The sequence below is a fragment of the Pandoraea sp. SD6-2 genome (genome assembly GCF_000389825.1).
GTDB classification, from domain to species: Bacteria; Pseudomonadota; Gammaproteobacteria; order Burkholderiales; family Burkholderiaceae; genus Pandoraea; species Pandoraea communis.
Window position 1 is genome coordinate 158,632 of the sequence record NZ_KB944457.1, and the last position, 21,767, is coordinate 180,398.

A 21,767-nucleotide genomic window follows, 5' to 3' on the forward strand; every position below is an offset into this window, starting at 1 on the left:
GCGTGGGCCGTACGAGTCGCGTGAATCGCGCGTATCGCTCGCCAAATGCGTCAGGCGTGTCAGGCGCGCTGATGACGGGCACTGGTTATGTCGCACGATAAGCCGAGGGCCAGCCAAGAGGGTCACACCGCCACACCCTCGCTCACCACGATATGACCGTTCGCCACCACCCAGCGGCGCGGCGCACGTGTGACGATGGCTTGCGCGGCATTCGCCGCATCGACCAGCACCAGATCGGCGCGTGCCCCCGCATGCAAGCCATAGTCGTCGAACCAGCATGCCCTCGCGCCCTGATGGGTGACGCAATCGAGCGCGATCGCCAACTCGTCGTCACGGCGCAGGTTGTAGCGCAGACCGATCATCATGGCGCGCTCGAGCATGTCGGGCGTGCCGTACGGTGTCCATGTGTCGCGAATGCCATCGTTGCCGCCAGCGAGCGGAACACCCGCGCGGCGGCACGCCATGAGCGGCGGCACGACGCGCGAGGGCGGCGCCGTCGTGATCAGCGCGACACCCGCATCCGCCAGACGCGCGAGCAACGCATCGGCACGCGCCGCCTCCAGTTCCCCCAGGCAAAACGCATGCGACACGACGACCTTGCCCTGCATGCCCAGCGCCACAGTGCGCTCGAGCATCAGCTCGATCGAGAACGCGCCCATCTCTCCGGGCTCGTGCAGATGAACGTCGACGGGGCAACCGTGCTTGTCGGCCAGCGTGAACATGGCGTCGAGCGATGCTCTCGGGTCGCGGTCGATGGCGCACGGATCGAGCCAGCCCAGCACGTCGGCGCCCCGCGCGAGCGAGTCGTCGAGCAACGCGACCGTGCCATCGCGGTCCAGCACGCCCGACTGCGGGAAGGCGACGATCTGCATGTCCAGCGTGTCCGCCAGCACCTCCCGAGTCGCGAGCACGCCATCGAGATGACGCAGCCCCGCGTCGGTATCGATGTCGACGTGCGTGCGCAGCCGCGTGGTGCCTGCCGCGAGGAATGCGCGCCCGAGTGCGAGCGACGCGGCCCCCGCATCGTGCCCGCTCTCGGCACGCCACCGTCTCTCGTTGTCGATGCGATCGATCAGGCGCGAGCCGCACTCGTTGACGTACCACGGCATGCCCCACGCGGTCTTGTCGAGATGCGTGTGCGACTCCACAAGACCCGGTAGCAGCAACGCGCCGCGCGCGTCGATCCGGCGGGTGGCGCTCCCTTGTGCGATGGGTAACGACGGAAGAGACGGCCCGATCACCGCAATCCGCCCGCTCTCGATGCGCACCTCGACCGGCGTACCGTCGAGGCCGCGTGCATTGCAGATGTCCAGTGTTGTCATGCCTTCCCTCAATGAATTTCCGTGGCAACGTTGCGCGAGCGTATCAGGTATCGGGAACGGCAGCCCACACCGCCGATACCACGGGCTGTCGCCCGTCAAGCGGCGCGGCAATCGCACCACGGGCTCAGGGGACGCATGGCACATGCGCCGCATTCAGGGGTATATTTCGCCTGTCTGCGACGGGCCTGTGGCCCGCCTGCCACTTTCGCCCCCCCGCCCGACACACGAAAGCACGAAGCCCGAAGGAAGCCCATGTCCCATCTGGTAGTCCACGGCGGCCAGCCCCTGCGCGGCCGCATCATCCCTTCCGCCAACAAGAACGCCGTTCTCCCGGTACTCTGCGCCACGCTGCTCACCGATCAGCCCGTGCGCCTCATCGGCGTGCCCGAGATCACCGACGTTCGCAAGATTCTCGATATCTTCCGGCAGCTCGGCAGCGATGTGAGCGTCGATTTCGAAACCGGTACGCTCGACATCCATCACCGCAATACGAAGTTCGACCCGCTCACCGACCATCTGCCGGAAGAAATGCGCTCGTCGATCATGCTCGTGCCGCCGCTGCTCGCGCGGTTCGGCGTTGCACGCATCGAAGACAACATCAAGGGCTGCACGCTCGGCGTGCGCGAGATCGACCCGCACATCGAAGTGCTGCGCCATTTCGGTGGACGCGTCGAGCGCACCGAAGGCTCGCTGCTCATCCACGCAGACGACGCGCGCCCCGCCATCCACCATTGGCTCGATTATGCTTCGGTGACGACCACGGAGAACTTCGTGCTGTGCGCGGCATCGGCCAAGGGGCGCTCGCAACTGAACAACGCGGCCTCGGAGCCGCACGTGCAGGAGTTCTGCCGTTTCATGCAGATGCTGGGGGTGCCCGTCGAAGGTGTCGGCACGTCGCAGCTCGCCATCGAAGGTGTGGAACGCTTCGGCGGCGGCGAATTCCGCTTCGCCGAAGACTTCCATGAAATCACGACGTTCCTGGCCCTCGGCGCGATCACGGGCGGCGAAATCACGGTCAAGAACACGGCGCCGGATCAGTTCCCGCTGATCGACCGCACATTCGCCAAGTTCGGCGTGAAGGTCGAGCACCGCGATGGCTGGTCGACGGCCACCGCGCAAGGCAAGCTCAAGGTGCAGACACCGTTCACACAGAACATTCTGACGAAAGTGGAGGCCGCCCCCTGGCCGTATTTCCCCGTCGACCTGCTACCAATCTTCATCGCGCTGGGTGTGAAGGCCGAGGGCAGCGCGATGTTCTGGAACAAGGTGTATGACGGCGCCATGGGCTGGTCGACCGAGTTGTCGAAGTTCGGTGCACACGTGTTCCAGTCCGATCCGCATCGCCTGATCACGTTCGGCGGCGTACCGCTCTCGCCGGCTGTCGTGGAAAGCCCGTACATCATCCGCGTGGCGATTGCCCTGCTGATGGTGGCCTCCAGTATCGACGGACAATCGACCATCAAGAACGCCCAGCCGATCCAGCGCGCGCACCCGCGCTTCGTCGAAAACCTGTGCTCGGTGGGCGCGAACGTCGTCTGGACGACCCCCGAGTAAGCCACTTGTGTTCTGCCGGCGGCCGGCCCCCACGGGGCCGGGTTCGCCAGACGGGCACGCCGACCGCGGTCGGCACCAACACGCGTCGTCTGAATCTGGCGTTTCGCGAATGAGACCGGATCTGGTCGTCACCGGCCACATGATGCCCAACGCCGACGGTCTCGCGGTCGCCCGCGCCACACGCTGCCGCTGGCGCGGCATGCCCGTGCTGGCGATCTCGGCATCGCCGCAATAAGACGGCTTCGCCCGGCACGTCCATCAACTCGCGCAACGAGGCGATCTGGCCGGGTTGGCTGAGTTGTGTGCAGCGCCGTTGTCCCGCTGATATCCCCCCCCGGTAGTGTTACGTCTTGCCGTTTCGGCGATGTTTCGTTTTCGTAACGCTTTTTCCACCGCGCTCGCCCACCCTCCTCACAACTTCCTTATATATCAAATAGTTAAATAATTCAGATGGGGTGGCGCGCAACTTGCATATGACAGAACAACGGCCCGTTGAGGCTGGAGGGCCGAATTTCTGGAGACTGTCATGGCAACCGCCCATTTCCGCCGACCGCATCCGACAGTGGAACTCGCGCGCTGCGTGTTCCGGCAGCATTACATTCGCATCATGCAGGCCGATCGGCCCGGCGACTACGCCGTACTGGTCGACGTCTGGCCCATGGACGGCAGGACGTTCAAGAGCATCGATCAGGCCAAGCACGCGGCCATGCTGTTCATCCGCGATATGGAAAATGATTGAGTCCACGTAAGCGATTCCGCGCCAGGGCCCTGGCGCGGCCAACGAGACGAGACCCTCATGAAACATCGCCACACACGCCATAACGCCGCCGAGCGCCACACCCTGTCCGCTATACCGCGGCCGGCTGCCAGTCACCCAGTGGTACTCGACCCGGCGGGCGACCCCTACGCGCGGGTTGCCGTCGAGGCCTATGCCGACGCCTGTGCCCACGAACAACCGTGGCTGGCCGAAGCGCTTCAGCGCCAATACCAGTTGGCCGGGGGCACCCCCTCGAGCGCCGCAGCCCTCTGGCGTGCATTTCACGAAGCGCAGCGGCAGGCGCGCGAGGGGGATTCGTACGATGAGGCAGCCTGGACCCATGTGGCGCTGCATCTGTGCGAGGTGCTGGGGGCGATGAACTTGTAAAGCGGGTTCAGCACGATCCTCCCGGTTTTCCCATGGGAGGTTGTACGCATTCGACGAAAATGCGTCGGCGCGGGCATTTCTGGCATACTTCGTGCAAATGCAAACCGCGAAGTCCGCCAGTTAGCCAATGAGCACGTCTGAAACGTCGGCAATGATGCCCAGCCGACATCTTTTTGCCAAAATTTTCGGCACACTAATCCTGTTGTTTCCCGCCGCCGCGCTTATCCTTCCGCGCGGAGGGAACACTGTTATGTTTTTGATCGTGGCGTTAGGTGCGGCCATCCTCCTGATGGATCGCAGGTTCGGCGAGATTTCCTCCCTCATCAAGACCAGCCCCCACGTCCGGGTGTTCGTCGTCGCCTTGTTCCTGCCGTTCTTTGCGATCCTGGCGGTTGAAGTGTTCCACGGCAAGATCGTCGCGAATACGCTCGACTCCCCCGTGCGCTTCCTGCTCGCCACCATTGTGTTTTTCAGTCTGCGCAGGATTGCCTATGTCATTCCGAAATGGGTCGACCTGACATTCGGTGCCGGAGCCATCTGTGCCGCAGCCATGGCCCTGTACTCGACGGCAGACCTCCTCGCCGCGAGAGCCGAAAGCTCGTTTCTGAACCCGATTCATTTCGGAGATATGGCACTGCTGCTCGGCATCCTGTCTCTCGTTTCGATTCACTGGCTCTCCCATGACAAACCGTGGATCGTCGCCTTTAAGATTCTCGGGGGGGCGGCTGGCTGCTATGCGTCATGGGCAAGCCAATCCCGTGGAGGCTGGATCTCATTGCCCTGTCTGCTGATTGTGTGGTTTTTTTGGCACAAACATCCCATCAGTACGGGCCGGCGAGCCGCCATTGCACTCATTGCCATTGTTCTCCTGATCAGCACCTTCGCTTCGCCAAGGGTTCGGGAGCGGTTCGAATCCATCCAGACAGATCTCACCAGTCGTTCCGCCGGGCAGCCCGATTCGTCTACGGGTATCCGGCTGGAACTGTGGAAAGCGGCGGCAAAGCTCACCAGAGAAAATCCCTTACTGGGATTGGGCGCCCATGGATATCACGATGCCATGCCAGGGATGGCGGCAACCGGCATGCTGACGCCCACAGCAGCAGACTTGGGCAGGGGCGAAGTCCATAACCAGGTTCTTGCTTACGTCGTCGACTACGGACTGGTGTTCGGCCTATTGAGCATTCTTGGGGTCTACGTGGGCCCGGCCTATTTCTTCATCCGGTCTGCCAAGATCCGCCATAGCCCCAGAGAGCATCGTGCAGCGCTGATGGGCCTGATGACAGCGGTCGCTTTCGCCATATTCGGTCTGACTGTGGAGACCTTCAATCTGAAGGTCACCGTCGCCTTCTACTCGACGATGGTGGCCCTGTTCGCGGCCTTCGCATATCCTGTGGACAATTCGATCGGCACGTCCGACGACAAGATCCCTGCCGCGCCGTAACCACGCCGTTCCCCACATGCTAAGTATCCTGATTCCGACCTGGAACAATCTGCCGTTCCTGAAACTGTGCATCGATAGCGTCCGCCGGCATTCCGGCGAAGCGCACGAGATCCTCGTTCACGTGAACGACGGCAGTGACGGCACGCTCGAATGGGTACGGGAACAAGGTCTGCGTCACACGCACAGCAGCGGCAACGTCGGCGTCTGTCTGGCGCTCAATCAGCTCGCACCGCTCGCGTCGCACGACCAGTTGCTCTTTCTGAACGACGACATGTTCGTCACGCCCGGATGGGACACTGCCCTCCTCGACGCCGCCCGTGCACTCGACACGCCGGTGTACTACCTCTCGTCCGTGATGATCGAACCGAACGCCGGGGTGAGCAAACAGGTGGTCTCGCGGGATTTCGGTACGACGACGGAGACATTCGACGAAGCCGCCCTGCTCGCCTTTGCGGCCTCGCTCGGCCGTGAGGATGTCAACGGCGTGCCGACACAGCCCACCCTCGTGAGCCGCAGTCTGTGGCACCTCGTAGGCGGCTACAGCATCGAGTTCGGACCAGGCATGAGCAGCGACGACGACTTCCTCATGAAGCTATGGCTCGTCGGCTGCCGCACGTTCCGCATTGTGGGTAAAAGCGTGGTGTATCACTTCGGCTGCCGGTCGACGGGCCGTGTCGTGAAGAATCGCGGCAGCCGCGAATTTCTGATGAAGTGGGGCATGACCCAGGCCGAGTTCAAGCGCGGCTATCTCGATCTGGCGGGCACACCGGCCGGCGCCGCGTTACCCAACGTCCCCCGGCCCAGCGGCCAGAGCCGCATCAAACGGGCCTTGCATGGCAGCAAGCCGTATCCGCTCGAAGACCTCGAGCGCTGGGACCCGAACGTGCCGAGTCACCTGAAGCTCGACTGAGCGGCGAGGCACACACTTTCCCGTCGGCTGACGAGCGTCAGCCGTCTTTCCCCGAGTGTTTCGAGAAGCGCCGCCTCAGGCAATCAATGGCGCGGGTGGCGAATCTTCTCCCACGCGTGCTCGAGACGTTGCACCGCCCGATGATCGGGGTGGCGCGTCCACCAGACACCCAGCTCCCACACCATGCCGGCCAGCAGCGCGATTACGACCAGCGCGCCGATCGTGTACCAGATTTCACCGAATGAGGTTGTCATCACGGCCTCCGGAAAATGCTTCACGGACGGCCAACGGTCGTCCGTGATTCCATTTTAGGCGACCGCCCCCGGCTTGCCCGCCGGGTCAGCCCTAGCCCTGAGCGTCGTTCACGACCGTGCGCATCAAAGCTGGCCCATTGCCAGTTGCACCGCCAGACTGCTGACCGACACGGCAGCCCACACCCCCAAGCCCAGCAGAATGGGGCGCACACCGGTTGAAGCCATGCGGCGCAGGTTCGACGACAGGCCGATAGCCGTGAGGGCGACGATGATGAGGAACTCCGCTGCGTCGTGAATCCAAGGTTGCAGTTCCGCCGGTACGAGCCCAGCCGTGCGCACCCCCGACGCAATCAGAAAACCGAGGATGAACCAGGGGAAGATGCGGGCGAGGCTGAAGTTGCCGGCCCCGGCACGCTTGGCGCGGTACGCCACGATGGCAGCCAGCGTCAGGCAGATCGGGATGATCAGCGTGGCACGCGTGAGCTTGACGATGGTCGCGTAATCGCCTGCCGTCTTGCTGTAGCTATAACCGGCGGCCACGACCGACGACGTATCGTTGATTGCCGTGCCCGCCCACATGCCGAAGCCGAGGTCCGACAGATGCAGCATGTGACCGAGCATCGGGAACAGCAACACGGCGGCAATGTTGAACAGAAAGATGGTCGAGATGGCGAATGCCGTTTCGTGGTCGTCCGGCTTGACGATGGGCGTGACCGCCGCAATGGCCGACCCGCCGCAGATCGCCGTGCCTACGCCGATAAGCAGCTTGAGCTTGTCGCCCACGCCGAGCAGACGGCCCAGCCCCCACGCCGACAGGCCGGCAGCGGTGATCGTAACCCCCGTGACCGCCAGCGACTCGAGCCCCGTATGCGCCACTTGCGACAGGCTCAGGCCGAAGCCGAGCGCGATGATCGACCACTGGAGCACATACTTCGAGGCGAACTTGATGCCGGCTTCGTAACGAACACCGGGCGAGAACACGTTACGAACGATAATGCCGAGCAGAATGCCGAACACCGGACCGCCGATGAGCGGCATCTGACGACCGAGCAACAACGCCACAAAAGCAATCACCGTCGAGAGAATCAGACCGGCCCACGGATTCTGCCGATCCGGCACCAGCGTATCGGGCCGGCTGGCCGTGGCGGGGCGGGTGATATCGGTTTTTGTGGTCATCGCAGGCACTCCTCTGGAATGACTGCAAGTCTAAAAACTCCGCTTCGATAATAAAAATCGTTATATCGAATACGATATATCCAAATAACCGATAATTATTTATCCGGCATGTAACTCATTGAATTGATGGTTTTTTTCACCTGTGCTGCAAATGCCGACGGGTGCAAATGTCTGCGGTGGACCGCTACACTCTCCTAAGCCGCCAGGAAGAGCGTCCAGAATCCAGATCCGGAGATCGCCCCTCATGTCACAAGTTGCCGACACCCCTGCCCGTCGCGCGCAATGGTATTTCGATTTCTCCTCCCCATTTGCCTATCTGCAATTCGAGCGTTTCGACACACTGCCGCGCTCGCTCGCCATCGACCTCAAGCCGATCGTGCTGGGTGCGATTCTCGTGCATCTGCAAACGCAGGGGCCGGCCGAGACCCCGCATAAGCGCATCTTCACGTACCGCATGGCGCAGTTTCGCGCCGAGCAGGACGGCATCGCGTTTCGCATGCCCCCGGTGCACCCGTTTCATCCAATACGCGTGCTGCGTCTGGCCGCGGCGCTAGGCGCCACCCGCGACGTCGTGCGCACGATTTTCCGGTTCATTTGGGCCGAAGGGCGCGACGTTACCGACGGACAAGGCTGGCAAGACCTATGCGAGCGCCTCGGTCTTTCGGCCGACGAAGCCATCGCCTTGGCCGAAGCCCCGCAGGCCAAAGCCACGCTACGTGCGAACACCGACACGGCGATTGCCGCCGGGGTGTTTGGCGTTCCGACGTTTGCCTATGACGGGGAGTTGTACTGGGGCGACGACGCCACGGCGCTGTTCCGCCACTGCCTCGCCCATCCGGAATGGCTGCGCTCGCCCGACGTGGCGCGTCTGGAGCAGGTCACGATCGGTGTGCGGCGCGAACGCTGACACCCTTGCCTGAGCGTTAGCGTTACTTCGCCCCGCCAAGCACTAGCGGCAGCGGCACGGCGTCGGCCATGGCCGCATAGCCGGCATCGCTCGGGTGCGTGCCATCGCCACTGTCCAGACGCGGCAGCATGCGCGTGGGCTGCGCCGGGTCGCGCAACGCGGCGTCGAAATCGATCACGCCGTCGAAAGCACCGCTCGTGCGCACCCATTGGTTGACGGCTTCACGCACCGCCTCTCGCTCGGGCGGCAGCTTGCCCGGTGGAATCGTCGTTCCGAGAATGCGGACGTTGCGCGAACGCGCAGCGGCGATCAGCGACTGATACCCCGCGATCATGTCGGGTGCGCTCACGATCACATGGGGCACGTCGCAGTCGAGGCCGCCGTGAGGCGGCACGTAACCGAAGTTGATGTCATTGATGCCGATTTGCACGACAACGGTTCGCACCCCCGGTTGCTCCAGCGCGTCGCGCCGGAAGCGCGCAACGAGGCGCTCGCCGTAACAGGCCGAATCGTGCAGCAGGCGATTGCCGCTGATGCCCAGATTGAGCACCGAGATGTCGCGCCGCCCGGCACTCTCCAGACGCCGCGCCAGCGCATCCGGCCAACGCCGATTCGCGTTGAGCGTGCTGCGCATGCCGTCCGTAATCGAGTCGCCGATAGCGACAATGGCCTGCGCAGGCGCTTCCGGCACTACGCTAAGTCCGGCGAGCCATAACGTATTCGTGAAACGCGTGGGATAAGCCGACGCCTGCGCCGTGTCGACGAAATCTCCCGCGCCGCTCAGAAACGCCGTCTGCTGCGCAATCTTGTGCCACGTTGTCGGTGGTCTGGCTTCACGCGTGAAAAGGCTGACTGCCAGCGGCGTTCCGGCGCGCACGGCGAAGGGCAGCGGGTCACTCTCGAGCGAGGCGCCGGGCGCAATCCGGGCCATCGGCTGGCCGCCGAACGTCAGTGGGCGCACGCTGGCGGCATCGACCGCCGCCCCCCGCGACGACAGGGCGAGGCTCGCGCGCTCGATCACCAACGGCTGCATGCCGTAGGCGTTGGAAAAGCGCACGCGAACGTCGTTGCCGGAAAGGGTGGGATAGACGATCTGACGAATAGTGCGTCCGCTTACCGTCGGCGCCCGATTGAACGACGGTGCCGCCGGATGCTGCGCCACGGCTTGCGGCGCCGTTGCCCACGTACCGACGCGCGCGTTCTGCGCGAAGACCCGCGACGTCACGCCCATCATCGCAACGGCACACAACGCCACGCTCAGGGCAACGCCCAGCGCGCGCAGCGCACGGGGTGTTCGGCGCAAACCGTCGGCGGAAGAAGACCGGTGGATCAGAAACGTCGGGAGCATCGGGGCAACGTAGGCAACTCGGCCGGAATCGCCCGGCAACAGCCGCCATTGTGCCTGATTGTGGCCAAGGTCAATGACTGGCATGGCCAGCGTCGATGCCGATGCAACACACGGTTTGATGTGACGAAACCCGGCGCCCTGAAAAACTTAGCGCGTCGAAATGACAATGGCGACGCGCCGGTTCTGCGCACGGCCGGCAGGCGTGCTGTTATCCGCCACGGGATCGCGCTTGCCGGCACCGATCGTTTGAATTCCGGCGCGCTGCATGCCCGCGTCGACCAGCACACTGGCGACAGCATCGGCGCGGTGTGCCGAGAGTTGCTCATTGTAAGTGTCGCTGCCCACCGAGTCCGTATACCCGTAAACACGGACCTCGTTCAGCCCGACCCGCACGAGCGTTCGGCCGATACGCAAGACAGTCTGCTGCGCAGGCTCGCGCACCACGAACTTGCCGGTATCGAACAGCACCGTGTCGGACAGGCCGAATTCCCAGCCTTCGTCGGTCTGTTTGAAACCTTCCTCCTTGAGCGCCGCAATCTGCTCGGCCGTCAGGCCGTGAACCGGCGTGGTCTGGCAACCGGCCAGCATACCGAAGCCCAGCAGGCAAACGACCCCCAACAACCTGCGAGCCAACACCCCCCGCCGGGCGATGACGCGAACGAGGCGCGCCACGAAAGTGAGGTTCAGCGAATGTGAGTGTGAATCATGTGTGTCAACAGCGAAGTCCAAAGCAAAGTCCCCATTGCGTTAGGTAATCCGGTCGTCATTCATGTGGGTGGTGTCTTTCAGCTCAGGTGCTGCGCGCCGCCTTATCTTTTGGGGCTTTCCGCAACATGCCAGGTGCCGACACCGGCCCGCTTGGCTTGATACATTGCCGCGTCCGCCACGCGCAGCAGTGCGGGGGCATTGTCGGCATGTGTCGGGTACAACGCTACGCCGATGCTCATCGACGTCACGACCTCACCGCCATCGGGCAGCGCAATCGGTTTTTCCATCGCCACGAGCAGGCTCTGCGCAAGCCGCACGGCGTTTGACGTCTGTCGCACGCCCAGCAACATGACGGCGAATTCGTCGCCGCCCAGCCGAGCGACCAGATCGCCCTCGCGCAACGGCTGACGCAACCGCTCGGCAATGGCCACGAGCACGGCATCGCCCGCATCATGCCCCAACTGGTCGTTGATTTCCTTGAAGCGGTCACTGTCGAGGTAAAGCAGTGCGACGTGCGTGCCGACCTCGCGCGCGTCGACAAGTGCCTGCGCAAGCCGCGATTCGAAATACGCCCGGTTCGGCAGCCCCGTTAAAGGATCGTGATTCGCCTGATGCGCGAGCGTGGCGTTCTGCGCCCGCAAGTGATTCTGCCACCCCTCGAATTCGTCGAGCAACGCATTGAAGTCGTCGCCAAGCTCCTTGAGTTCGGCCAGCGGTGTGGCCGCCACACGCTGATGGAACGCCCGTTCGCGGCGCACGGCGTGCGCCACTTCGGCGAGCGCACGCAGCGGCTTGACGATATCGCGATGCATCCGCTTCGCGAGCACATTCGACACCGCGAACGTCACCAGCAGACAAGCGAGTATCCCGCTCAAACCGCTGAGCAAAAAGACGAAGAACTGATGCCCCTCGCCCTGCACTTCGACGTAACCGACGACCTTTCCGCCATGGCGAATCGGCAGCGTGACAGGGCCGGGCAGCGCAACTTCCGCCACCATGCGCTCGACTTGCGCAAGTGTACTGCCATCGTGCCGGCGCCACAGGGCAAACTGTGCCTTGCTCACATCGAGCACGCGCACCTGAAAGACGTCTTCGTCGTTGGCGATAAGGGCAATCGCTTCCTGCGCGGCCACACGGTCTCCGAACACGACCGCAGCCTCTGCGGTATAGGTCAGCGAGCGCCCGATGAGCAACAAATTGTTCTCGGCATACGTGCGCAAGGCGAGCCACGCCACGAGCGAGAGCGCGACGGCGGCGAGCACCACGGCAGAGACGGCCAGGCGCAAGTGGGTGCGACGCAACACGCCCTGCAACGACGGGTGTCGACGGGCCGAGGCCGGCGTCATGGTGGGATGCGCGACGGGCGGTGGCTCATGACCACCACCGGCCGGCGCATCGGATGAAATATGGGGCGGCGGCAACCCGGTAACGGGCTCGCCTGAACCAGGAGACATAGGGGGGGTTGGGGGGCGTGAAGTCGTCATTGTGTCCCCGGTTTTCGCGCCAGCTTCAGCACATTGGGGTGGACACGTACACCGCTGCGCGCGACGGTGTCGAGGTTGATGTCGAAAGTCACCCGGTCGGGATCGACGTTCAGGCAGAACATCGTCCCGAGCGTGCACGAGTCGTTTCGCTCGCTGATCGTCAATATGGGGTGACCCGCAATGGTCGCCAGCACTTGCCGGCGCTCGGTGTCCGTCATGGCACCGAGATACAACGCGTCGCACTGCGAACCAATCGTGGGATCGGCGACGGACACACGTTGCGCCTCGACCGGTACGCCGCTGCTCGGCAAGGGTCCTGAGAGCAGGTCGCGCGCATAGTCGGTGTTGCCGCTCACGCACAGGCGCACTTTGGCCGGCGGCGTCGGCCAGCGGGTGAAGCTGATGATGCCGAGCACCACCTGCCGCACATTGGCCTCGCGCGTGCTGGCGGGCGCGGCGGCCTCAGGCGGCTGCGCAGCGGCATTGCCGAGCGCAGCCCAACAGACGAGTAGCATGAGACGCGCCAGACGCACGCGCAGACGATGAAGCGGCCGGCGTGCTCGCCAGATGCCTCGTGCCATCCCGCTTGTCGATATCCAGGCGCAATGCAACGCTGTCTTCCTTTGCCGAAAAAATGGATCGGGGCAGGCAGACAACGCGATATCCGGCTCGCGTTTATGCACAGCCCCCCGCTTGAACCAGGCCGCATGATACCGAAGGACCCGCCGTCAGGCCACATGAATGAGACGGCCGGAACCAACGCCCACGGGCATGCGGCCCTCGCTTTCTGCCGCCGTTCAGCACGTTTTTTTTGCCGCTCGGGCATGCACAGCATGCACGCGCCGGCGCGTTTTCGGAACCCCTTCGCCCCCCGCGTTTTCCCTTGCCCGCACGGGCTCGCAACGTGGCAGAATGGCGCTCGTAACCATTTGATAAACAACGGGAATCGTGCGGTACGATCGCTCGATTATCGAGATAATAATCGCGACGCCAGGGAGGTGTTGCATGATGTTCCTGAACGCCGGCCGGGCCGGCTTTCGGGAGGCACCGGCGTGAACGACCCCGTGCCTCGCCGGGTGCCCGATGTCCAGGCCGAGTTGAGCCGTGCCGCGCTCGACAGCGCACCCTATGCCATGTTCGTCTGTACCGACGATGGCATGCTCGAGCGCATGAATACCGCGTTCACCCGCCTGACGGACTACCCACCGGCCGACCTCCTGGGCAAGCGCAGTTTTCTCTCGCTGCTCGACCCGTCGGAACTGGCTCGCCGCCGTCTGCCGGCGCTGGCCAGCCTGTCGGGCGACGAAGCCGTGCCCTACGACGACGAATGGCATCTGCTCACCCACATGCGCAGTTGGCTGCCGATCCGGCTGGCGCTTTCCTGCATCGAACATGCCCCCGGCGAGCGGCGCTGGGTGGGTATCGTGCTCGACCTCTCGCAACAGGTGCAGGTGGCGTCCCGGCTCTGGTACGTCACACACCATGATCCCGTCACCCTTCTGCCGAACCAGACCCTGCTCAACGAACGGCTCGAACTGGCGATCCATCGTTGTGCTCGCCAACAGGCCGGACTCACGGTCCTGCTCGTCGAACTCGATCACCTGCGCAAGCTGCGCAGCACGTTCGGGCCGCCGACCGCCGAGTTGGCGCTGCGCATCGCCGCCGAACGGCTGCGCGAAGCGAGCGGTCCCGAAGATGCGCTCGCTTGCCTCGGCGGCAGTCAGTTCGTCATCGTCACCAATGAGACGGGCGACGGCGCGCGCTTGCTGGCAGCGCGGATTCAGGCGCGGCTCGAGCAATGGGTGGACGTCGACCAGAATGCCGTTGCGCTCGACGCGAGCATCGGTGCGGTCAGCTATCCCGACCACGGCAATACGCCCGAGACGCTGTTGCGCCGCGCTCATATCGCGCTCGGCATTGCCGGCGCGGCGGGCGGCGGACTGCGCTTCTTCAGCAGCGAGATGGACGCGCACGCCCGACGCCGCAACGAACTCGAAAGCCTGCTGCGCGTGGCGGTGCATGAGCAGGCGCACTCGCAACTGCATCTCGTCTACCAGCCTCAGGTCAGTCTGGCAAACGGCGAAATTCGTAACGCCGAAGCGCTCCTGCGCTGGCGTCACCCGTCCCTGGGTGCCGTCGGTCCGGCGGAATTCATACCGATTGCGGAAACCGCAGGGCTGATCCTGCCGCTTGGCGAGTGGGTGATGCACACGGCGTGCCGCGAAGCCAGCCGGCTGTTGCGGCGATGCGGGCAACTGCCGCGCATCTCCGTGAACGTCTCGGCGCAGCAGTTCGCCCGTCAAGACGTCGTCGGCATGATCGAGCGCGCCTTGAGCACTCATGCGCTGGAGCCGCGCTATCTGGAAATCGAAATCACGGAAACCGTGCTGCTCGGGGATTCCAGCGCTGCCGTCGGTTGCCTGCGCTCATTGCACGATCTGGGGGTGGAAATCGCCGTCGACGACTTCGGCACAGGCTACGCCAGCCTTGCCTACCTGACGCGCTTCCCTGTCCATCGCCTGAAGATCGACCAGACCTTCGTGCGCGACATGCTGACCCATGCACCGAGCCACGCCATTGTGAGCGCGGTCATCGCCATGGCCCATTCTCTGGGGCTGCGTGTGACGGCAGAGGGTGTGGAGACGCAGGCGCAAGCGCAACGGCTCACCGAACTGGGTTGCGACGAGGCGCAAGGCTATTGGTTCGCACGGCCGGTCGACATCCACGGCTTCTATCACATCATGGCGCCGCTGGGCAGCGGCGCCCGTCGCTGACGCGCGAGATGGCACCGCGCGGAATGGCCCAGTCGACTTCCCGATTTTTGACGTCGCCGAACAGGACATCCCCCCCAATCAGACATGGCTCAAGCCGGCAGCCGGGCCATCGTCAGACGAAACACCGGCAATTCTTGTGTCCGGCCCCGCTTTTTCCGTCGACATGGCGTGTCAAGACTCGCGCGCGACTTTAGAAAGCGGTAAGGTACGTCGCGAAGGGATTCCCCCGAACGACGTTGCAACGAGGAATATCGCCATGAAAACCAAAGCTGCCATTGCCTGGGAGGCAGGCAAACCCCTGACCATCGAGGAAGTCGATCTGGAAGGGCCGCGCGCCGGTGAGGTGCTGATCGAGGTCAAGGCCACCGGCATCTGCCATACGGACTACTACACACTCTCCGGCGCCGATCCGGAAGGCATCTTCCCCGCCATCCTCGGCCACGAGGGGGCTGGTGTCATCGTCGATGTCGGCCCGGGCGTGACCACGCTGAAGAAAGACGATCACGTCATTCCGCTGTACACGCCCGAATGCCGCCAGTGCAAGTTCTGCCTGTCACGCAAGACCAACCTCTGTCAGGCGATCCGCAGCACGCAAGGCCGCGGCCTGATGCCTGACGCCACGTCGCGCTTCTCGCTCGACGGCAAGCCCATCTTCCACTACATGGGCACGTCCACGTTCTCGAACTACATCGTCGTGCCGGAAATCGCGGTCGCCAAGGTGCGCTCCGACGCCCCCTTCGACAAGGTTTGCTACATCGGCTGCGGTGTGACGACCGGCGTGGGCGCCGTCGTCTATTCGGCGAAGGTCGAAGCAGGGGCCAATGTGGTGGTGTTCGGTCTCGGCGGCATCGGCCTGAATGTGATCCAGGGGGCGAAGATGGTCGGTGCCGACAAGATCATCGGTGTCGACATCAACCCGGGCCGTGTCGAACTCGCCAAGAAGTTCGGCATGACGCATTTCATCAACCCGAAGGAAGTCGAGAACGTCGTCGACACCATCGTGCAGTTGACCGACGGCGGCGCCGATTATTCATTCGAGTGCATCGGCAACGTGACGACCATGCGTCAGGCGCTCGAGTGCTGCCACAAGGGCTGGGGCCAGTCGTTCATCATCGGCGTGGCCGCAGCGGGTCAGGAAATCAGCACGCGTCCGTTCCAACTGGTGACCGGTCGCGAGTGGAAGGGTTCGGCATTTGGCGGCGCACGCGGGCGCACCGATGTGCCGAAGATCGTCGACTGGTACATGGAAGGCAAGATCAACATCGACGATCTCATCACGCACACGCTGCGCCTCGATCAGATCAACGAAGGCTTCGATCTGATGAAGCGCGGCGAGTCGATTCGCTCGGTCGTGCTGTACTGATCGCATGACACACGGCGGCGTGCTCGCGCCGCCCGACGGCCCCGCTGGCAGCGCCTGCGGGGCACTCGCCCCCCATCCACCGTTGGTTCCGCTCGCCCCCGATACGGCACCTGCAGTCCCGGCACGCGACGCCCTCCCTCCCCCCTTTCTGCGCACCGAACAGCGCACCGAACAACTCGCGACAGACGTGTAATCGTGGTGCCTGCGCTATCCCAACGGGCGTCTCTCCCGCATTAGGTAATGCCACCTGACGCAAGCGAAGATTGCCGCCCCGTTTCGTTTCGTTACATGTGAGCGCAAACCAACTGCCGACGCAACCGGTCGAACGGGCATGCAGGCAGGGATGCGCCAGCCTGCTCGCGCGGAAGGTTCGCCCGGCCCGCCGCATCGTCATGACAGGGAGACGAAAATGAACCAATGGACTTTGCCGCTCGTGCTCGCGGGTGCGGCGACGCTGGTGATGCTGCCGGACGCGGCGACCGCGCAATCGGGGCAGGCGGTGATCAATGCGCCCGCCAATGTGCGCGCGGGTCCTGCGAGCGCCTATCCGATCGTTGCCCAAGCCGGCGCGGGCATGCCGGTGACCGTCTACGGCTGCCTGTCCGACTACTCGTGGTGCGACGTGGGCCTGCCCGGCACGCGCGGCTGGGTCTACGCGGCGCTGCTGAGCTATCCATACCAGGGCAACCCGGTGCCTGTGCTCAACTACGGCACGATGATCGGGCTGCCGATCGTGACGTTCTCTATCGGCACATATTGGGGCAACTATTACCGCAATCGCCCCTGGTACCACGACCAGCGCTATTGGCATCGACCGCCCCCCGGATCTCGCCCGCCCGCCTGGGGCGGACCGGGACGCCCGCCGGGACACTATCCGGGACCGGGCTCGCGTCCGCCGGGGCACGGTGCAGGCCCACGCCCGCCCGGGTACGGTGCAAGTCATGGTCCGGGGCCGCGTCCGCCAAGCCATGGCGCCGGTCCCGGCCCACGCCCGCCGGGTGGCGGTGGGGGCCACGGCCCGCGTCCGTCAGGCGGCGGGCATGGGGGAGGACACGGTGGCGGTCACGGCGGCCACCCGCCTGGGGGTGGCCCCGGCGGGCCGAATCGCTGATGCCGTCGGCCGCCCGACGCTCATCAACCTGCCGGCCGTCGTCATCATGCTGCTCGTCACCTGGGTGCTGTCGTATGGCGTGCGTGAGTCCGCCAGCATCAACAATGTGATGGTGGTGATCAAGATCGGGATCGTGCCCTTCGCACAATTCACGGGCATCGACCATCCGGTGTCGCTGGCACTGCAATTCGCCGATCAGAACTGGATCGCGGGCTTCGTCGATCTGGGCACGATTCTCGGCATGACGACCGTGATTCTGGTGATTGATCTATCGCACGTATGCCCGTCGCAACGCCCTGCTGCACAAGCATGGCGACGTACCGCGCACGGCTTCCTGATCCGCCTCACACCGGCGGTACCGCCTCGCGCCATGGCGCGGGAGCGCGTATAGTCCGTCACAGGGCTCGCGGCACTCACCGAAATGCCGCGAGCCTTCCGCTGCCATGACGGCGGGTTATGTCGTTGTGCATCACGCAAGTCGTTCGTCCGTCGCTCCCCTTGCTGCCGTTTCGTCACGTCCCTGCAAAGGAAAATAGAACATGCGTCGCTATGTCCTGCTGGCCGCCGTACCCGCCGCGTTCGCTGCGGGCTTCCTCTCTTCCCACCTGATGCCCGGCGCGATGGCGCAAGCCACCGCCCTGAGCGCCCAGATCATCGACGTCGGCGCCATGACCGACGAGCGGATCGGCAAGCTCGTACCCAATGTCGGCACGCTGCGCACGCGCACCCTGGTCGCCACGCCCAACGGCACGATCGCGGTACAAAGCGGCAACGTGCCGCGCCACACCCACCAGGACACCGACGAAATTCAGTATGTGATTTCGGGCAGCGGCACGTTCTGGCTGGGCGACCAGCAGCGCGAGGTGCATCCGGGCGATCTGATCGTGATTCCGCGCGGCACGGTGCACGCGGGTTCACAAAACACCAGTGGAGAGTTCAAGGTGCTGGCCGTCAAGCTCCCGCCTCAGGCGCCGACCGATATCCAGTTCGTTAAATGAGCGCCTGACATGCGCGGCGGACGGGCCGGGAAACCGCCTCCGTCCGGCTGCGTTCGGGCAAGATCAGCCGAAGAAGTTGCGATTGATCCACACCGCGCCGTAGCCGATCGCGAACATGGTGAGCAGCAGTGGCACGGAAATCCGCAACACCTGAATGACGAGCGGACGCGGTGGCAGATCCTCGTCATTTGGCATGCGCGCCGCCTCTTGCAACGCGCCCGTACAGAGTGCCGCCGCGACAGCACTCGCGAAGACCCAGAACGTCTGGTTGTAGAGCAACGCGACGAGCAACAGCGTGAGCGCAACGTTGCGGCCGTGATAGATCAGATTGACGGTAGTACGAAAGGCTTGCGGCGACATATCGGTATGGCGCAGGCACGAGCGTTGAAGCTGCACCGGCGCGAAGGTTCTTGTTATTTGTCCTTTTGACCACGACACACCCCAGCGGCGCATCGCGGCAATCGAAGGCTCAATGATGCATTGAGCATATCCACACTTAACGGCTTTCGCCACCGTTGTCTTTAGCCGGCGACGGCATCCGCACGCGCCACGCGCGCGATGCCTGGCGTCGTATGAATGCGGTATCCTCACCCGCATGACTGCCCCTGCATCCTCCCGTCTCTCAAGTGCTTCCCGTGACACCGCCGACGCGTCTCGCACCGGTGTACCGGAGCGAGCCGTCTACGTCATCGTGGCACATCCGCGCTGGCGCGACTCGCGCGTCAATCGCCGCCTGCTCGATGCCGCTCGCAGCATCGCAGGTGTCGACATCAACGATCTGTACTCGACGTATCCCGACTTCAGCATCGATGTGGCTGCCGAACAACAGCGCGTCGCTCGCGCCGACCTGATCGTGCTGGTCCATCCGATCTATTGGTACAGCATGCCGCCGTTGCAAAAGCTCTGGCTCGACGACGTGCTGTCCTGGGGCTGGGCGTACGGCCACGACGGCCATGCGCTCGCGAACAAGGACCTCTGGCTCGTGGCCAGCACCGGCGGACCTGCATCGAGCTATCGCCCAGAAGGCTACAACCAGCACGACTTCTCGACATTTCTGCCTGCCTACGAGCAGACGGCACGCCTGTGCGGCATGCGATTCCTCCCGCCACATGTGTTTTTCGGCGCACGGCGCAGCGACGATGCCGCGCTCGATGCTCACGTGAGCGAGTTCGCAGGCCGTTTAGCCACGTATCCGCAGTGGCCGGAACTGATCTCGATGGCAGACGCCCCCGAGTGTCAGGAGATTCCGGCGGCAGATCGCCCGAGTGGCGCGACGGACATCGCGGGCACGCACGACGACACCGTAAACGCCAATGCAGGGAGGGCCGCCTGATGGAACACGTGCCCGCCTGGCTGCTTGCCAGTCTGATTTACCTCGCGGCGGCTGTCATCGTCGTGCCGCTGTCCCGTGCATTGGGGCTTGGCGCAATCATCGGTTATCTCGCCGCCGGGATTGCCATCGGTCCGTGGGGCCTCGGTCTCGTCTCGCGAGTGGAAGACGTGCTGCACTTCGCCGAATTCGGCGTGGTGCTGATGCTGTTCCTCGTCGGCCTCGAACTGGAACCGCGACGTCTGTGGAATCTGCGACGGCCAATCTTCGGGTGGGGGTCGGCACAGGTCCTCGGCTGCGCCGTACTGCTCTTCGCGGTGGGCATTGCGCTGGGCGCTCCGTGGCGCATCGCCCTCGTTGCGGCGCTCGGCCTCGCGCTCTCCTCCACCGCCATCGCCCTGCAGGTGATGGCGGAGCGCAATCTGCTCGGTACCCCGAGCGGTCAGGCGGGCTTCTCGATCCTGCTGTTTCAGGATGTTGCCGCGATCCCGATCCTCGCGCTGCTGCCCCTGCTCGCGAATTCCTTCGACAGCCCTGTGATGACGGGCTCGGCACGTGCCCTCGAAGCACTGAAGATCGTCGGCGTGATCGCGGCGATCATCCTCGGTGGCCGCCTCGCGTTGCGCCCGCTGCTGCGCTGGATCGCCAACAGCCGCACGCCGGAGATTTTCACGGCGGCGTCGCTGTTGCTGGTCGTGGCCATCGCCACGTTGATGCAATGGGTCGGCCTGTCGATGGCACTCGGCGCTTTCCTCGCCGGCGTGCTGCTCGCCGAGAGCGAATACCGTCGCGAGCTGGAAACCGACATCGAGCCGTTCAAGGGGCTGCTGCTCGGGCTGTTCTTCATCGCGGTCGGCATGAGCATCGACTTCGGCGTGCTGCTCGCCCAACCGCTGCGAATGATCGCCGTGGTCGTCGGCTTCATGGCCCTGAAAGGGCTGGCGATCTACGGCGTGTCGCGGCTGATGCAACTGCCTTATCAGGAACGGCCGATCTTCACGCTGCTGCTCGCGCAAGGGGGAGAATTCGCCTTCGTGGTGTTTCAGTCGGCCGGGCCGCAGGTGTTGCCGCCGGCCGTGTCGTCGTTCCTGATCGGTGCTGTCGCGCTGTCGATGCTGATCTCGCCGTTGCTGCTCGTGGCCATCGAAAAATGGCTGCTGCCGCGTTACAGCCTGAAAGGATCGTCACGCATGGAAGAGATTGCCGAGCCGCAGTCGGCCAGCGTCGTGATTTGCGGCTTCGGACGCTACGGCCAGATCGTCGGGCGTACGCTGGTGCCGCAAGGCGTGTCAGTGACCGTGCTCGATCACGATCCCGACACCATCGAGAGCCTGCGTCAAATCGGATTTCGCGTGTTTTATGGCGATGCCACACGTCTCGATCTGCTGCGCATTGCGGGCGTCGCACAGGCGCGTGCCGTTGTCGTGGCGGTCGATGACGTCGATCAGTCGCTGGAGATCGTCGACCTGATGCGCGAGCACTTCCCCGACGTTCCCGTCGTGGCACGCGCGCGCAACGTCGGCCACTTGTTCCAGCTTCGCGATCGTGGCGTGAAGCACATCGAGCGAGAGGTCTTCGAGTCGTCGCTACGCAGCGCGCGCTCGGTGCTCGAGGAACTAGGCTGGCCGGCGGCGGAAGCGCGCGAAGCCGCGATGGCGTTCCGCCGCGCCAATCATCAACTGGCCGACGAGATGTACCCGGCCTATCAGGATCGCAACAAGATGATTGCCGCAGCGAAGGAGGGCCGCCGTCAGTTCGAAGAACAAATGATGCGCGAGCGTGAACAGCGTCACGCGCAGCATCAGGTCACGTTCGGCTGGGATGGCGAGAGTGTGCCCGGTAAGACGCCAACACCGCCCGCCTCGCCAACCTCAAAGCCCTCACCGTCCGGCAGCCAATCCCCCACGGACGACAGCCGGGCCTGAACCTTAGGCCCGGCGCCG

General features: G+C 64.2%; 21 protein-coding genes and 1 pseudogene. 14 read left to right on the top strand and 8 right to left on the bottom strand.

The window, feature by feature from the left end; all coding sequences use genetic code 11:
- Positions 1-122: 122 nt before the first annotated feature.
- Positions 123-1,322: an amidohydrolase family protein gene (locus C266_RS23945; RefSeq protein WP_010805161.1), complete on the bottom strand. Its 1,200-nt coding sequence runs from the start codon at positions 1,320-1,322 to the stop codon at positions 123-125.
- Positions 1,323-1,574: 252 nt separating this feature from the next.
- On the opposite strand from C266_RS23945, the gene C266_RS23950 reads away from it, so the two are divergent.
- The 6 genes from C266_RS23950 (at position 1,575) to C266_RS23970 (ending at position 6,371) form a co-directional block, all read left to right on the top strand.
- Positions 1,575-2,876 (top strand): UDP-N-acetylglucosamine 1-carboxyvinyltransferase, encoded by a 1,302-nt coding sequence (locus tag C266_RS23950; RefSeq protein WP_010805162.1) that lies wholly within the window; start codon positions 1,575-1,577, stop codon positions 2,874-2,876.
- Between the two features lie 109 nt (positions 2,877-2,985).
- A complete protein-coding gene (locus tag C266_RS27605) occupies positions 2,986-3,111 on the top strand; it encodes a response regulator (RefSeq protein WP_010805163.1) in 126 nt (41 codons plus the stop codon).
- Between the two features lie 291 nt (positions 3,112-3,402).
- Positions 3,403-3,615 (top strand): hypothetical protein, encoded by a 213-nt coding sequence (locus C266_RS23955; protein WP_010805164.1) that lies wholly within the window; start codon positions 3,403-3,405, stop codon positions 3,613-3,615.
- A 57-nt stretch (positions 3,616-3,672) separates the two neighbouring features.
- Entirely contained in the window at positions 3,673-4,020 is a 348-nt protein-coding gene (locus C266_RS26455; protein ID WP_010805165.1) for a hypothetical protein, read from the top strand.
- A gap of 127 nt (positions 4,021-4,147) precedes the next feature.
- The gene (locus C266_RS23965) at positions 4,148-5,461 is read left to right on the top strand and encodes an O-antigen ligase (protein WP_081636392.1); all 1,314 of its coding nucleotides are present in this window, start codon (positions 4,148-4,150) and stop codon (positions 5,459-5,461) included.
- A 16-nt stretch (positions 5,462-5,477) separates the two neighbouring features.
- Positions 5,478-6,371 carry a glycosyltransferase family 2 protein gene (locus tag C266_RS23970; RefSeq protein ID WP_010805167.1) on the top strand — a complete coding sequence of 298 codons (894 nt, stop codon included), beginning with the start codon at positions 5,478-5,480 and terminating at the stop codon, positions 6,369-6,371.
- A gap of 83 nt (positions 6,372-6,454) precedes the next feature.
- Here the strand turns inward: C266_RS23970 and C266_RS27840 are convergent, their stop codons facing one another.
- Together C266_RS27840 and C266_RS23975 are read right to left on the bottom strand one after the other, a co-directional pair.
- Entirely contained in the window at positions 6,455-6,625 is a 171-nt protein-coding gene (locus C266_RS27840; RefSeq protein ID WP_168162952.1) for a hypothetical protein, read from the bottom strand.
- A 123-nt stretch (positions 6,626-6,748) separates the two neighbouring features.
- Positions 6,749-7,801, bottom strand: coding sequence for a YeiH family protein (locus tag C266_RS23975; RefSeq protein ID WP_010805168.1), 1,053 nt, complete (start codon positions 7,799-7,801; stop codon positions 6,749-6,751).
- A gap of 244 nt (positions 7,802-8,045) precedes the next feature.
- Between C266_RS23975 and C266_RS23980 the strand changes: the two genes are divergently transcribed.
- Positions 8,046-8,708 (top strand): 2-hydroxychromene-2-carboxylate isomerase, encoded by a 663-nt coding sequence (locus tag C266_RS23980; protein ID WP_010805169.1) that lies wholly within the window; start codon positions 8,046-8,048, stop codon positions 8,706-8,708.
- Positions 8,709-8,730: 22 nt separating this feature from the next.
- Here the strand turns inward: C266_RS23980 and C266_RS23985 are convergent, their stop codons facing one another.
- The 4 genes from C266_RS23985 to C266_RS24000 form a co-directional block, all read right to left on the bottom strand.
- Complete coding sequence (locus C266_RS23985) at positions 8,731-9,942, bottom strand: SGNH/GDSL hydrolase family protein (protein WP_051126559.1); 1,212 nt, start codon at positions 9,940-9,942, stop codon at positions 8,731-8,733.
- A gap of 261 nt (positions 9,943-10,203) precedes the next feature.
- Positions 10,204-10,728 (bottom strand): OmpA family protein, encoded by a 525-nt coding sequence (locus tag C266_RS23990; protein WP_306439163.1) that lies wholly within the window; start codon positions 10,726-10,728, stop codon positions 10,204-10,206.
- A 137-nt stretch (positions 10,729-10,865) separates the two neighbouring features.
- Positions 10,866-12,110 carry a diguanylate cyclase domain-containing protein gene (locus C266_RS23995; RefSeq protein WP_010805172.1) on the bottom strand — a complete coding sequence of 415 codons (1,245 nt, stop codon included), beginning with the start codon at positions 12,108-12,110 and terminating at the stop codon, positions 10,866-10,868.
- Between the two features lie 134 nt (positions 12,111-12,244).
- On the bottom strand, positions 12,245-12,829 hold the full coding sequence (locus C266_RS24000; RefSeq protein ID WP_010805173.1) for a YfiR family protein: 585 nt from the start codon (positions 12,827-12,829) through the stop codon (positions 12,245-12,247).
- Positions 12,830-13,300: 471 nt separating this feature from the next.
- On the opposite strand from C266_RS24000, the gene C266_RS24005 reads away from it, so the two are divergent.
- From C266_RS24005 to C266_RS24025, 5 genes and pseudogenes are all read left to right on the top strand, one after another.
- Entirely contained in the window at positions 13,301-15,022 is a 1,722-nt protein-coding gene (locus tag C266_RS24005; protein ID WP_010805174.1) for a bifunctional diguanylate cyclase/phosphodiesterase, read from the top strand.
- Between the two features lie 256 nt (positions 15,023-15,278).
- A complete protein-coding gene (locus C266_RS24010; RefSeq protein ID WP_010805175.1) occupies positions 15,279-16,385 on the top strand; it encodes an S-(hydroxymethyl)glutathione dehydrogenase/class III alcohol dehydrogenase in 1,107 nt (368 codons plus the stop codon).
- 409 nt (positions 16,386-16,794) lie between these two features.
- On the top strand, positions 16,795-17,496 hold the full coding sequence (locus C266_RS24015) for an SH3 domain-containing protein (RefSeq protein ID WP_010805176.1): 702 nt from the start codon (positions 16,795-16,797) through the stop codon (positions 17,494-17,496).
- Between the two features lie 7 nt (positions 17,497-17,503).
- Positions 17,504-17,761, top strand: a pseudogene (locus C266_RS27085) (hypothetical protein); the annotation flags it as partial.
- Between the two features lie 274 nt (positions 17,762-18,035).
- Positions 18,036-18,494 (top strand): cupin domain-containing protein, encoded by a 459-nt coding sequence (locus C266_RS24025; protein ID WP_010805178.1) that lies wholly within the window; start codon positions 18,036-18,038, stop codon positions 18,492-18,494.
- Positions 18,495-18,557: 63 nt separating this feature from the next.
- On the opposite strand, the gene C266_RS24030 is transcribed toward C266_RS24025, so the two are convergent.
- A complete protein-coding gene (locus C266_RS24030) occupies positions 18,558-18,890 on the bottom strand; it encodes a hypothetical protein (RefSeq protein WP_010805179.1) in 333 nt (110 codons plus the stop codon).
- 199 nt (positions 18,891-19,089) lie between these two features.
- On the opposite strand from C266_RS24030, the gene C266_RS24035 reads away from it, so the two are divergent.
- Both C266_RS24035 and kefC read left to right on the top strand, forming a co-directional pair.
- The gene (locus C266_RS24035) at positions 19,090-19,827 is read left to right on the top strand and encodes an NAD(P)H-dependent oxidoreductase (RefSeq protein WP_036664309.1); all 738 of its coding nucleotides are present in this window, start codon (positions 19,090-19,092) and stop codon (positions 19,825-19,827) included.
- Positions 19,827-21,749 carry a glutathione-regulated potassium-efflux system protein KefC gene (gene kefC / locus C266_RS24040; RefSeq protein WP_010805181.1) on the top strand — a complete coding sequence of 641 codons (1,923 nt, stop codon included), beginning with the start codon at positions 19,827-19,829 and terminating at the stop codon, positions 21,747-21,749. The genes C266_RS24035 and kefC overlap by 1 nt, the downstream gene beginning before the upstream one ends.
- Positions 21,750-21,767 lie beyond the last annotated feature (18 nt).